9 protein-coding genes are annotated in these 14097 nt (G+C 59.8%); 8 read left to right on the top strand and 1 reads right to left on the bottom strand.

Annotation, left to right across the window (positions count from 1 at the left end; translation table 11 throughout):
- Positions 1 to 4 precede the first annotated feature (4 nt).
- From AC07W5_RS17755 to AC07W5_RS17720, 8 genes are all read left to right on the top strand, one after another.
- Positions 5 to 1456 carry a serralysin family metalloprotease gene (locus AC07W5_RS17755; protein WP_495023971.1) on the top strand — a complete coding sequence of 484 codons (1452 nt, stop codon included), beginning with the start codon at positions 5 to 7 and terminating at the stop codon, positions 1454 to 1456.
- Between the two features lie 102 nt (positions 1457 to 1558).
- Positions 1559 to 1939 carry an AprI/Inh family metalloprotease inhibitor gene (locus AC07W5_RS17750; protein ID WP_494994913.1) on the top strand — a complete coding sequence of 127 codons (381 nt, stop codon included), beginning with the start codon at positions 1559 to 1561 and terminating at the stop codon, positions 1937 to 1939.
- Positions 1940 to 2158: 219 nt separating this feature from the next.
- The gene (locus tag AC07W5_RS17745) at positions 2159 to 3937 is read left to right on the top strand and encodes a type I secretion system permease/ATPase (RefSeq protein ID WP_495010800.1); all 1779 of its coding nucleotides are present in this window, start codon (positions 2159 to 2161) and stop codon (positions 3935 to 3937) included.
- Complete coding sequence (locus tag AC07W5_RS17740; RefSeq protein ID WP_495023970.1) at positions 3934 to 5268, top strand: HlyD family type I secretion periplasmic adaptor subunit; 1335 nt, start codon at positions 3934 to 3936, stop codon at positions 5266 to 5268. Before AC07W5_RS17745 ends, AC07W5_RS17740 begins: the two co-directional genes overlap by 4 nt.
- A gap of 2 nt (positions 5269 to 5270) precedes the next feature.
- Complete coding sequence (locus AC07W5_RS17735) at positions 5271 to 6635, top strand: TolC family outer membrane protein (RefSeq protein WP_495010798.1); 1365 nt, start codon at positions 5271 to 5273, stop codon at positions 6633 to 6635.
- Between the two features lie 123 nt (positions 6636 to 6758).
- A complete protein-coding gene (locus AC07W5_RS17730; protein ID WP_495024019.1) occupies positions 6759 to 9794 on the top strand; it encodes an autotransporter domain-containing protein in 3036 nt (1011 codons plus the stop codon).
- 41 nt (positions 9795 to 9835) lie between these two features.
- Positions 9836 to 11536: a polyurethane esterase gene (locus AC07W5_RS17725; protein WP_495023969.1), complete on the top strand. Its 1701-nt coding sequence runs from the start codon at positions 9836 to 9838 to the stop codon at positions 11534 to 11536.
- A gap of 84 nt (positions 11537 to 11620) precedes the next feature.
- On the top strand, positions 11621 to 13474 hold the full coding sequence (locus AC07W5_RS17720; protein ID WP_495023968.1) for a polyurethane esterase: 1854 nt from the start codon (positions 11621 to 11623) through the stop codon (positions 13472 to 13474).
- A gap of 258 nt (positions 13475 to 13732) precedes the next feature.
- Here AC07W5_RS17720 and AC07W5_RS17715 read toward each other — a convergent pair whose 3' ends face one another.
- On the bottom strand, positions 13733 to 13951 hold the full coding sequence (locus tag AC07W5_RS17715; protein WP_495010795.1) for a YgdI/YgdR family lipoprotein: 219 nt from the start codon (positions 13949 to 13951) through the stop codon (positions 13733 to 13735).
- Positions 13952 to 14097 lie beyond the last annotated feature (146 nt).

The raw sequence follows: 14097 nt of genomic DNA, 5'->3' as shown, positions 1-14097 counted from the left end.
GTTTATGTCGAAAGTCAAAGAGAACGCTATCGTTGCAGCTGAACAACAATGGGCGCCACAGGCCACATCAAGTTCGGCGTTCAACCAGATCGATAGTTTCAGCCATCAGTATGACCGTGGCGACGACCTCACGGTCAATGGCAAACCCTCCTTCTCTGTAGATCAGGCCGCGACTCAGATCTTGCGTGATGGTGCTTCATGGCAAGATCTCAATGGCAGCGGCAAGATTGAACTTACCTACACGTTTCTGACTTCGCCAACATCCAATTTCAGCGGCCTGGGTGTCACTGGCTTCAGCCAGTTCAGCGCCTTGCAAAAGGCTCAGTCCGTGCTCGCCATGCAATCCTGGGCAGATGTGGCCAATGTCACCTTCACTGAGGCCGCCAAGGGCGGCGACGGTCACATGACCTTCGGCAACTACAGTGGCGGTCAGGAAGGGGCGGCAGCGTTTGCTTTCCTGCCGGGTACCGAGCCTGGCTATGACGGTCAGTCCTGGTACCTGACCGGCAGTGGCTACAACGTCAACAAAGCCCCGGGTGTGAACAACTACGGCCGTCAAACCCTGACTCACGAGATCGGTCATACCCTCGGCCTGTCTCACCCCGGCGACTACAATGCCGGCGAAGGCAATCCGACCTATAACGATGCGTCCTATGGGCAGGACTCTCGCGGCTACAGCCTCATGAGCTACTGGAGTGAAAGCAACACCAGCCAGAACTTCAGCAAAGGCGGTGTCGAGGCTTATTCATCCGGCCCGTTGATGGACGATATCGCTGCGGTGCAAAAGCTCTACGGCGCCAACATGAACACCCGTGCCGGTGACACCACCTACGGTTTCAACTCCAACGCCGGTCGCGACTTTCTCAGTGCGAGCTCGTCCTCGGACAAGCTGGTGTTCTCGGTGTGGGACGCGGGCGGCAAGGACACCTTTGACTTCTCCGGTTTTACCCAAAACCAGAAGATCAACCTCAATGAAGCCTCATTCTCCGACGTTGGCGGCCTGGTGGGTAACGTGTCCATTGCCAAAGGCGTGACCATCGAAAACGCCATTGGCGGTTCGGGCAACGACCTGCTGATTGGTAACAGCGCGGCCAACGTGCTCAAGGGCGGTGCTGGCAACGACATCATCTACGGTGCCGGCGGCGCGGATAAGCTCTGGGGGGGTGCCGGTTCCGACACTTTCGTGTTTGGCGCAAGCTCGGACTCCAGACCGGGCGCAGCCGACCAGATCATGGATTTTGTCGGCGGCCTGGACAAGATCGATCTGACCGGCATTAGCGCTGGAACGGGGCTGCACTTCGTCAACTCATTCACAGGTTCTGCCGGCGAAGCGGTGCTGAGCTATGCCTCGGGAATGAACCTGAGCACCCTGGCCGTGGACTTCTCCGGGCACGGTGTGGCTGACTTTCTGGTCACCACCGTCGGGCAAGCGGCAGTCACGGACATCGTGGCGTAGCAGCAAGGCGAAGTAAAAGCAGGGGCGGCGCGCATGCGCTGCTCCCTGTCCTTGCATCGACTCCTCGTGTAAGCGAGGCTAAAGCCCGGAATGAAACACCCTATGAACCAGACCGCCTTTACCAGGGCCGCAGCGTGGTTGATCGCGACGCTGATGATGTTTTTTGGAGATGCCAGCATGGCAAGAAGCCTGAGATTACCCGACCCTTCGGAACTGGCCGGGAAGTGGCAGATCCACCAGCAAGATGAGCCAACGAAAGTCTGCATGCTTGAGCTTGCACAAAACCAGACCCTGGCCGGAGAACTCGAATGTGTCGCCGGTTGGTTGGGTGAAACACCCAGCGGCTGGTTTCCGGAACCGGATGGAATATCGCTGACGGGTAAAGAAGGTTCGAGGATCATTCATTTAGGCCGACAGCGGGAAGGGCTCTATCACGCCACTTTGAAGTCAGGGACTGTACTTGTTCTGCACCGCCCTCAGTAATAAAACACAACGCTGCGCTTAATAGAGTAGGCGATGTTTATATGCGCGTATCGGTAGTTTAAAACAGGCAGCTAATAACTACCTCGAACCTTATTTCGTCTGGCAATAAGGTTCTTTCGCCTGCACGTTTCAATCCTCCAATAACGTCTCGACGCGTGTGCGGACAATACATTGAACCCTCGCCGAACTATCGCGCGGGTATTAGCTCAGGGAAGACTCATGAAGATGGCGAAGACCACTCCCGTTGCACCGCTGTTGCAGGCACTGGGCGATTATAAAAGTACCCTGATCAGCGTTGGTTGTTTCACCGCGCTGATCAACGTACTGATGTTAGTACCGTCGATTTATATGCTTCAGGTTTATGACCGGGTGCTCTCTTCGCAGAACGAAACCACCCTGGCCATGTTGACCTTGATGGTGGTCGGGTTTTTCGCGTTTATCGGTCTGCTGGAAATCATCCGCAGCTTCATCGTCATCCGGATCGGCAGCCAACTGGAGCGCCGCTTCAACCTGCGGGTCTACAGGGCCGCGTTCGAACGCAACCTGTTCAAGGGCGAGGGTAATGCCGGTCAGTCGCTGGGGGATCTCACGTACATTCGCCAGTTCGTCACGGGACCGGCGCTGTTCGCCTTCTTCGACGCACCGTGGTTTCCGGTCTATCTGTTCGTGATCTTTGTGTTCAATACCTGGCTCGGCGTGCTGGCCACGGCCGGTGCGTTGCTGCTGATCGCGCTGGCGTGTCTCAACGAAGCCATGACCAAAAAGCCGCTGGGTGAAGCCAGTGGCTATTCGCAAAAATCCAGCCAGTTGGCCACCAGTCATCTGCACAACGCCGAAACCATTCAGGCCATGGGCATGCTCGGGGTTTTGCGCAAACGCTGGTTTGAGGTGCATTCGCGCTTTCTCGGTTTGCAGAATCAGGCCAGCGATACCGGCGCGGTCATCAGCTCCCTCAGTAAAACCCTGCGCCTGTGCCTGCAATCACTGGTACTGGGGCTGGGCGCGTTGCTGGTGATCAAGGGCGACATGACTGCCGGGATGATGATTGCCGGCTCAATCCTGATGGGACGGGTCTTGAGCCCGATCGACCAATTGATCGCCGTGTGGAAGCAATGGAGCTCGGCGAAGCTGGCCTACCAGCGCCTGGACACCTTGCTGCAAGGGTTCCCGCCCAGCGACAGCGCCATGGCCTTGCCAGCGCCCAAAGGTCAGGTGGCCTTCGAACAGGTCAGCGCCGGACCGCCGGGCAAGCGGGCGGCGACCTTGCATCAGGTCAGCTTCGGTCTTGCTGCGGGGGAAGTGCTGGGGGTACTCGGTGCTTCCGGCTCGGGCAAGTCGACACTGGCGCGGGTGCTGGTGGGTGTCTGGCCGACCCTGGGAGGCACGGTGCGCCTGGACGGTGCTGATATTCATCGCTGGAATCGCGATGACCTCGGGCCCTACATCGGCTACTTGCCTCAGGACATCGAATTGTTCAGCGGCAGCATTGCCGAAAACATCGCGCGCTTTCGCGACACCGACCCGCAGAAAGTCGTCGAGGCGGCCCGGCAGGCCGGTGTTCACGAACTGATTCTGCGCCTGCCGCAAGGCTACGACACGGTATTGGGGGAGGATGGCAGCGGCCTGTCCGGCGGCCAAAAGCAGCGTGTGGCCCTGGCCCGTGCCCTGTATGGCGGCCCAAGCCTGGTGGTGCTCGATGAGCCGAACTCGAACCTGGACACCGTCGGCGAAGCGGCCCTGGCGGCCGCCATTGCGCAGATGAAAGCCCAAGGGACCAGCGTGATTCTGGTGACTCACCGCTCTTCGGCGCTGGCCCAGGCCGACAAGTTGCTGGTGCTCAACGAAGGGCGCCTGCAAGCCTTCGGCCCAAGCCATGAAGTCCTCAAGGCATTGTCCGGCGCTCAGGAGCCGCAACGGGAAAAAGCCCCATCCCCCACACCGGCCGGGCTCAGCCTCAGTCGTCAGTATCAGGCTGCAAACAGGAACAGTGGCGCATGAGCAAGGACAGCGACATGACAATCGAACAAGGTTATGCGCCGGCGCACCCTGAACGCGACGCGCGCTTTTTTGCCCGTATGGGCTGGCTTCTGGCAATCCTTGGTGCCGGCAGTTTCTTTGCCTGGGCGAGCCTTGCGCCGCTCGATCAAGGGATTCCAGTGCAGGGCACTGTGGTGGTCTCGGGCAAGCGCAAAGCCGTGCAATCGCTGAGTGGCGGTGTCGTCAGCCGGATTCTGGTAAGTGAAGGGCAGGTGGTCAAGCAGGGGCAGCCGTTGTTTGTGCTGGATCAGACCCGGGTCGCCGCCGATGTTCAATCCCTGCAAGCGCAGTACCGGATGGCCTGGGCCAGCGTGGCGCGCTGGCAGAGTGAACGCGACAACCTCAAACAGGTCAGTTTTCCTGCCGGGTTGAGCAGCGATCCCGACCCGCGACTGGCGCTGGTGCTCGAAGGCCAGCGGCAACTGTTCAGCAGTCGACGCGAAGCCTTTGCCCGGGAGCAAGCCGGCATTCGCGCCAACATCGAAGGCGCTAGCGCACAACTGGCCGGGATGCGCCGCGCCCACACTGATCTGAGCGCGCAGGCCGAGTCCCTGCGTGAGCAACTGAACAACCTGCGTCCGCTGGCAGCCAACGGTTACATTCCGCGCAACCGCTTGATGGAATACGAACGACAGTTGTCGCAAGTGCAGCAGGACCAGGCGAAAAACACCGGTGAAAGCGGGCGTGTCGAGCAGGGCATTCTTGAGTCGCGCTTGAAGCTGCAGCAACACAGCGAGGAATACCAGAAAGAAGTCCGCAGCCAGCTGGCCGACGCACAATTGAAAAGTCTGACCCTGGAGCAGCAGCTCACCTCGGCCGGATTCGATCTGCAACACAGCGAGATCAATGCGCCGGCCGACGGCATTGCCGTGAGCCTGGGTGTACACACCGAAGGCGCGGTGGTGCGGCCCGGTGAAACATTGCTGGAAATCGTTCCGCAAGGCACCCGGCTGGAGGTGGAAGGGCACCTGCCGGTGAACCTGATCGACAAGGTCGGCGGCAACTTGCCGGTGGACATCCTGTTCACCGCGTTCAACCAGAGCCGTACGCCCCGTGTACCAGGCGAAGTCAGCCTGATTTCGGCCGACCAGATGGTCGATGAAAAAACCGGTGTGCCGTATTACGTGTTGCGCAGCAGCGTCAGTGATGTGGCCATGGAGAAGCTCAACGGGTTGGTAATCAAGCCCGGTATGCCGGCGGAAATGTTCGTGCGCACGGGCGAGCGTTCGCTCCTCAATTACTTGTTCAAACCTCTGCTCGATCGGGCAGGTTCCGCATTGACCGAGCAATAGGGATGTTCCGGCGTATGAATAAGCTTTCCATGCTCGGGGCAGCCGTTGCGCTCCTCGCGTGTACCAGTGTGCAAGCCATGGGGCCGTTCGAGGTCTACGAGCAGGCGCTGCGCAATGATCCAGTGTTTCTCGGCGCCATCAAGGAACGCGATGCGGGCCTTGAGAACCGTGCCATCGGCCGCGCCGGGCTGTTGCCCAAACTCGGTTACACCTACAACAAGGGGCGCAATAATTCCAGGGCGACCAACCTGGATGGCCGGCGCGGCACCACTCACGATGATCGCAACTACAACAGCTACGGCTCGGCCTTGACCCTGCAGCAACCTTTGATTGATTACGAGGCTTATGCTTCTTACCGCAAGGGGGTGGCACAGGCGTTGTATGCCGACGAAAATTTTCGCGGCAAAAGCCAGGAGCTGCTGGTCCGGGTGCTGACGTCCTATACCCAAGCGCTGTTCGCGCAGGATCAAATCGACATCGCGCAGGCCAGGAAAAAAGCTCTGGAGGAACAGTTCCAGCAGAACGAACAGCTGTTTCGCCAGGGCGAGGGCACCCGCACCGACATTCTCGAAGCGCAGTCGCGCTTTGAATTGGCGAGCGCCGAGGAAATCGAAGCGCGCGACGAGCAGGATGCGGCCTTGCGCGAACTGGGTGCTCTGATCGGTGTACCTGCGGTGGACATCGGCGATCTGGCCCCGCTGGGCGATTCTTTCGAGTCCTTCACTCTGCAGCCGGCCAACTTCGATGTCTGGCATGAACTGGCGGTCACCAACAACCCGATCCTCGCTTCCCGGCGTCAGGCGCTGGAAGCGGCCCGATTCGAGGTCGAGCGCAATCGCGCCGGGCACCTGCCCAAAGTAAGCGCCTATGCCTCTGTCCGGCAAAACGAATCGGAAAGCGGCAACACCTACAACCAGCGCTATGACACCAACACCATTGGCATCGAAATCAGCGTGCCGCTGTACGCCGGTGGCGGGGTGTCTGCGTCCACCCGCCAGGCAAGCCGCTCGATGGAGCAGGCCGAGTACGAACTGGATGCGAAAACCCGGGAGACCCTGATCGAACTGCGTCGCCAGTTCAGCGCCTGCCTGTCTGGAGTCAGCAAGTTGCAGGCGTATCAGAAAGCCCTGAGTTCAGCCGAAGCGCTGGTGATTTCGACCCGGCAAAGCATCCTCGGTGGCGAGCGGGTCAACCTCGACGCCTTGAATGCCCAGCAGCAGCTCTACACCACACGCCGGGATCTGGCCCGGGCTCGTTACGACTATCTGATGGCCTGGACCAAGTTGCATTACTACGCCGGCACCTTGCGCGAAGACGATCTGGCCAAGGTCGACGAAGCCTTCATGTCGCGGCCCCGAACCCGTTAAACGCTGCACCGCCCAGCTGAAGGCGCGAGGATTTTGGCAAGACAACTAAGGACGGTAGCGGTAATGGAATTTAAGCGTAGAGACGTCAATCTTTTTCAGGGGCGCAGGTTCCAGCCAGCAAAAATGCTGGGTGGCACGTTGATGGGTTGCCTGGCAGCAATCGGCGGCGCGCAGGCGGCACCTTATGTCGAAAGCGGCAAACAGGGTGATCCCGACAGCTGGCGCAGCAGTGAATTCAACGCTGAATGGGGGCTGGGCGCGATTCATGCGCAAGATGCCTATGCGGCCGGTTACACCGGTAAAGGCGTCAAGCTGGGTATTTTCGATCAGCCGGTCTATGCGCAGCATCCCGAGTTCGCCAGCCCGAACAAGTTGCTCACGCTGGTTACCAGTGGCATTCGGGAATACACCGACCCCTATATTCCGGTGAAAGCCGGGGATGCTTTCCGCTATGACGGCACACCGTCCGTGGGTTCCAACGGCAAATTGGGTTCTCATGGCACCCATGTCGGCGGGATTGCCGCGGGTGACCGTGATGGTGGGCCCATGCACGGCGTGGCCTTCAATGCCCGGATTATCAGTGCCGAGAACGGCGACCCGGGACCCGAGGACGGCATTATTCTCGGTAATGATGGTGCGGTTTATAAAGCCGGCTGGGACGGACTGATCGCCAGTGGCGCGCGGGTCATCAACAACAGCTGGGGCATTGGCATCACTGAGCGCTTTGATCAGGGAGGACGCGATCCGGCCTTCCCGCACTTCACGGTGCAGGATGCGCAGCTGCAGTTCGATCAGATCGGACCGCTGTTGCACACCAGATCGGGGGGCGCTTATCAGGGGGCCATCGATGCGGCCCGCAGCGGCATTGTCACCATATTCGCCGCGGGCAATGACTACAACCTCAATAACCCGGACGCAATTGCCGGCCTGGCGTATTTCGTCCCGCAAATTGCACCCAACTGGTTAACGGTTGCCAGTCTGCAGAAAAACCCGGACACCAACAGTCCGGATCTTTACAACATCAGTACCTTCTCATCTCGCTGTGGCTATACCGCCAGTTTCTGTGTGTCCGCGCCGGGTAGCCGGATCTACAGTGCCGTGATCGGTGGCACTACGCTGGATGATTTGACCGTCGGTTATGCCAATAAAAACGGCACCTCGATGGCCGCGCCCCATGTCGCCGGCAGTGCCGCGGTACTGATGGAGCGCTTCCCGTACATGACCGGTGCGCAAATCGCTACGGTGCTGAAGACCACCGCAACCGACATGGGCGCTCCGGGTATCGATGCGCTCTACGGCTGGGGAATGATCGACTTGCGCAAAGGGATCGATGGCCCCGGGATGTTTGTCACCCAAGCCGATATCCCGCAGGAATTCCGTATCGATGGGGCTTACGGCTCCGGGCAGTTCGTTGCCGATCTGCCGGGAATCGGCGCGATTGTGGATGCCGGCAAACCCACTGAGCGGGTGTGCACCGACGTACAGTGCGGCCTGGACGTGTGGCGCAACAACATTTCCGGCCACGGCGGTCTGACCAAGCAGGGGATCGGCACCCTGGTGCTGACCGGGGCCAACACCTATGCCGGCCCGACACTGGTGAATCAGGGACGGCTGGCGGTTAACGGTTCGCTCATATCCGACGTCACAGTCAACAACAGCGGCATCCTCGGCGGCTCGGGCCGTGTCGGATCGCTGACCGCGAAAAGCGGCGGGACCATCGCCCCCGGTAACTCGATCGGAACCTTGCAGGTAGCCGGTGATGTCACCTTCGAGCCGGGCTCGACCTATGCCGTGGAGCTTTCCGAAACCCGCAGCGACCGCATCGTTGCCGGCGGCACGGCGACTGTCAGCGGTGCCAGCGTGACCCTCGCGCTGGAAAACAGCCCGACGCTGCTGAGTCCCGCTCAAGCGAAAAGCCTGCTGGGCCGTCAGTACGACATTCTTGAGGCCGCGGGCGGTATCGCAGGGCGTTTTGCTGCCGTGGTACCGAACTATCTGTTTCTCGGTGCCAGCCTCGACTACGCGGCAACTGGCGTACAACTGGCTATCGAACGCAACGCAACCGCCTTCGCCAGCGTCGGGCAAACGCCGAACCAGCGTTCCGTAGCCGCCGCGGCCGAGCAATTGGGGGCTGGTAATCCAGTGTTCGAAAGCCTGCTGTTGTCGCCGACGGCCAGCAGCGCGCGGCAAGCCTTCCAGCAATTGTCCGGGGAAATCCATCCGGCGATCGGCACGCTGCTGATCCATGACAGCCGTTACCTGCGCGATGCGGTGGGCGAGCGCTTGCGTCAGGACGACCTCTACGACGCGGCAACCCCGACCGATGACCAGAGCAACGCCTGGGTCAAAGTGCTGGGCTCCTGGGGCAAGACCGACGGTGGCCATGACAACGCGAGCGACAACAGCTCCATCGGCGGTCTGTTGGCCGGCGTGGATGGCCTGCTCAGCGAAGACACTCGTCTGGGCTTCGTTACCGGTTACAGCGACAGTTCCCTGAGCATGGGCGACGGCACCCACTCCTCGGCATCGGTCGACAGCTACCACTTGGGGGTCTATGCCGGGCACGCGTTCGGCGCTGTGCGTCTGAGCCTCGGCGGCGCCTATGGCTGGCACCGAATCGACGTCAAACGCGATCTGCAATATGGCGATGTTTCCGGCCAGCAGAAAACCAAAGGTGACGCACAAAGTACCCAGCTGTTCACCGAAGCGGCGTATCGGCTGGAGCTGCCGGCGCTGACGCTGGAACCCTTCGCCAACCTCGCTTACGTGCATGTGAGCCGCGACAGCTTCACCGAGAAAGGTGACGCCGCCGCGCTCCAGGGCGCAGACGACAACCGCGATGCCGTGCTGTCGACCCTGGGCCTGCGGGCAAGTAAAGGTTTCGCACTCTCCGATAAGCAGCAACTGGACCTTTCCGGATCCCTCGGCTGGCAGCATCACCTGAGCAATACCGGCGCCGAAGATCACGTGGAATTTGCCAGCGGCGGCGCGCCGTTCACTGTGCAAAGCGTCTCCATGGACCGCAACGCGGCAGTGCTCGGGGCGCGTGCCGGGCTTTCCCTGGGGCGCGATACCCAGCTGAACCTGGATTACAACGGGCTGCTCGGTTCCCGGGAGAAAGACCATGGAGTCGGGCTCACGCTCGATTGGCAGTTCTGAATAGCGCAACCGCGCAACAGCAACAACCAAGAGGCAAGACCATGGGTGTTTTCGACTATAAGCAATTGGGCAGTGGCGCTTGCAAAGCGCTGTACGCCGATGCACTGGCGTTGGCGCTGTACGCCTACACGCCGACCGGTAAACCTCTGACGCCCTCGGGCTGGACGCCGATCGACGCCGGGCAATTGGGCCATCAAGGCAAGGTGGGTGTCCAGGGCACCTATTTTGGCGAGCAGGAAGGCTTCACCAGCGCCGAGGCCGAAGTCCTCGGCAAATATGACGCTGCCGGCAAACTGATCTCGATCGGCATTGCTTTTCGCGGCACCGGCGGCCTGGGCTTCAGCGACACCTTTGGCGACATGAAAAACAACCTGCTGGCCGCCGTCGGCCCGGCGGATTACGCGAAGCACTACGTCCAGAACGCCTTCGGCAGTTTGCTCAATGAGGTAGCGATATTCGCCAGCACTCATGGCCTGAGCGCCAGGCAGATCCTGGTCAGCGGCCACAGCCTGGGCGGTCTGGGGGTCAACAGCCTGGCCGAGATGAGCACGGACCATTGGGGAGGCTTCTTCAAAGACGCCAATTACGTGGCTTTCGCCTCGCCAACCCAGAGCGCCACCGGCAACAACGTGCTGAACATCGGTTACGAAAACGACCCGGTATTTCGGGTGCTGGACGGCACCACGTTCAGCGTAGGGTCCTTGGGTAAACACGATGCTCATCAAGGGTCGGCGACCAACAATATCGTCAACTTCAATGACCATTACGCGTCCACGCAGCTGTTGCCGTTCAGCATTCTCAACCCGCAGGACTGGTCGGCGCATGGCTCGCCGAGTTATTCCGACGGGTTGAACCGGGTCATCAGCTCGGGCTTCTACAACCTCACCGGCAAGGACTCGACCCTCATCGTTTCCACCCTGTCGGAATCGGCGCGTGGCAACACCTGGGTGGCGGATCTCAATCGCAGTGGCGAACCTCACAAGGGCAGCACCTTCATCATCGGCACCGACAGCAACGACCTGCTCAAGGGCGGTGTCGGCAATGATTTCCTCGAAGGTCGTGACGGCAATGACACCTTCCGTGATGACGGGGGGTACAACATCCTGCTGGGCGGCAAGGGCAGCAATACCTTCGAACTGCAGCAGCCGCTGAAAAACTTCGACATCGCCAACGATGGCGACGGCACGCTGTACCTGCGCGATGCCTACGGCGGTATCAGCCTGACCCGTGATATCGGCGCGCTGGTGAGCAAAGAACCTGGCTGGCTTTGGGGTGCACTCAACAATGTTGTGACCCACTACGTGACACAGGCCGGTCTGCGAAGCGGCACTGAGCTGAGTCTCTACAGCCATTCGCTCAATGGCGACGCCTACGGCAATTCACTGGCGGCCGGTTTCGATGGTGACTGGCTGTTCGGCAATGCGGGCGACGATCTGCTGAGCAGCGGCAAAAACCATGTGACCTTCGTCGGTGGCAGCGGCAATGACGTCATGCACTCAACCGGTGGTGGCAATAACACCTTTCTGTTCAGCGGGGCGTTCGGTTTCGACGCCATACATGGCTATCAGGGCAGCGACAAACTGGTGTTCATGGGTGTCGAAGGTGCAGGCCAAGGCTATGACTACACGCAACACCTCTCGCAGATCGGCAACGACACATTGCTGACGGTGGGTAACTACGGGGTGACGTTGGTGGGCGTCGGCCCGGACAACCTGTCGGGGGCAGGGATCGTATTTGCTTAAACCTCGATAAAACAACATTGCACTAATACCTCGCAACGTCGTGTTGAGCAATCTCTGACAATTCCAACAAAGAGAGGCAATACCATGGGTGTCTATGACTACAAAAACCTCGGTACAGAGGACTCCAAAGCGCTGTTTTCCGATGCGCTGGCGATCGCTCTTTACTCCTACCACAACCTGGATAACGGCTTTGCCGCCGGCTACCAGCACAATGGTTTCGGGCTAGGACTGCCGGCCACGCTGCTCTCTGGGTTGATCGGCGGCGCCGACTCCCAGGGTGTCATTCCAGGAATACCGTGGAACCCTGATTCGGAAAAAGCCGCATTGGACGCGGTACACAAAGCCGGCTGGACGCCGATCAGCGCCGGGCAACTGGGTTATGACGGCAAGGTCGACGCACGTGGAACCTTCTTCGGTGAAAAGGCCGGTTACACCAGTGCCCAGGTCGAAGTGCTCGGCAAGTACGACGCCGAGGGTCACCTGACCTCGATCGGCATTGCCTTTCGCGGCACCAGCGGCCCGCGGGAATCGCAGATCAGCGACTCCATCGGCGATGTGATCAATGACCTGCTGGCTGCCTTCGGGCCCAAGGATTATGCGAAAAACTACGCGGGCGAAGCCTTCGGTTCGCTGCTTGAAGACGTGGCTACTTTTGCCAGTGCCAACGGCCTCACCGGCAAAGATATCGTCGTCAGCGGCCATAGCCTGGGTGGCTTGGCGGTCAACAGCCTCGCCGACCTGAGCACCGATCACTTTTCGGGGTTCTACAAAGATGCCAACTACGTAGCCTTTGCCTCACCGACCCAAAGCAGCGGCAATAATGTGCTCAACGTGGGCTACGAAAACGATCCGGTGTTCCGCGTGCTGGACGGTTCGTCACTGAACCTGTCGTCGGCGGGCGTGCACGATACCCATCAGGATTCGGCAACCAACAACATTGTCAGCTTCAACGATCACTACGCCTCCACGGCCTGGAATATCCTGCCGTTTTCCATCACCAACATCCCGACCTGGATCTCCCATTTGCCAACCGGTTACGGCGACGGCATGACCCGGGTTCTTGAATCGAAATTCTACGATTTGACGAGCAAGGACTCGACCATCATCGTCGCCAACCTTTCGGACCCGGCGCGCAGCAACACCTGGGTCCAGGACCTGAACCGCAACGCCGAACCCCACAAGGGCAGCACCTTCATCATCGGCACCGACAGCAACGACCTGATCCAGGGAGGGCGCGGCAACGACTACCTGGAGGGTCGCGATGGCAACGACACCTTCAGGGATAGTGGCGGCTACAACATTCTGCTCGGTGGCAAGGGCAGCAACACCCTGGATTTGCAGCAGTCGGTGAAAAACTTCGATTTCGCCAACGACGGCGCCGGGACGCTGTATGTTCGTGATGCCAATGGCGGCATCAGCATCACCCGCGACATTGGCACGCTGACCAGCAAGGAGCCGGGATTTATGTGGGGCCTGCTCAAGGACGACGTGACCCACAGCGTCACCGACAAGGGCCTGCTCGCCGGCAATACCCTGACGCAGTACGCGTCGGCAGTGAAGGGCGATGCGGGCGACAATACCCTCAAGGCGCATGCCGGTGGTGACTGGTTGTTTGGCCTGGACGGCAACGACCACTTGATCGGCTCCACAGGCAACGACGTCTTTGTCGGCGGTGCCGGCAATGACCTTATGGAGTCGGGAGGGGGCAGCAATACCTTCCTGTTCAATGGTGATTTCGGCAACGACAAAATCCTGGGTTTCCAATCCACCGACAAACTGGTGTTCCAGGGTGTCGAAGGCGTGGGCCAAAGTTATGACTACCGGGAGCATGCCAGCGCAGTGGGTAGCGACACGGTACTGACCTTTGGTACCGATTCGGTGACTCTGGTAGGTGTTGGACTGGATCACTTGTCAGGCGCCGGCATCGTCATCGCCTAACCACAACAAAGTGCAGCGCGAACCCGACACCCCGTCTTCGCCGCTGCGCTGTCACGCATAGAACACCTGTAGGAGCACGGCTTGCCGGCGATGGCATCCTTGAGATCGCCATCGCCATCGCGAGCAATCGAGCGTCGATCGGCTGCTCCTACAAAAAAACTATATATTTCAATTAGTTAATTTTAGTTCTATAAGCGCTGCCGATAGGCTCGGGCCGCGTCAGGACGATCTTTTCGGGGCACCCGCAGGTTTCAGGATTCAGTCTTCGTGGCGAACGGTGACGACATCATCCGCCTTGATCTTCACCCGCTTACCCGAGATGTCTTCGAACTCGTAAAAGCCATCCCTGGTTTTCGGCGTCTCTTTGGTCAAGTACTGGGTGCCATTGTGCAGGGTCACGACCGTCGGCGAGGCGCAACCGCCCAATGCCAGAAGTGCCGCTACTGCCAGCGGCAGACCCAGGATTCTAACGTTCATGCATAAACCTCTCGTTCAAAAGGCACTTGATCACCTCCACTCAAGCGAGTCATGAAGGCAGTGCTGTCCGCGTTGGTGTGACTAACTGAAAGAAAGTTCGTACCGGCAAGAAAAAAGTCCGACGCCCGGCCGCTTATCCAATACCG

The organism is Pseudomonas sp. GW821-FHT01E05, assembly GCF_059422425.1.
Note: the sequence above shows the minus strand (reverse complement) of the source record. Positions and strands in the feature narration are given on the sequence as shown.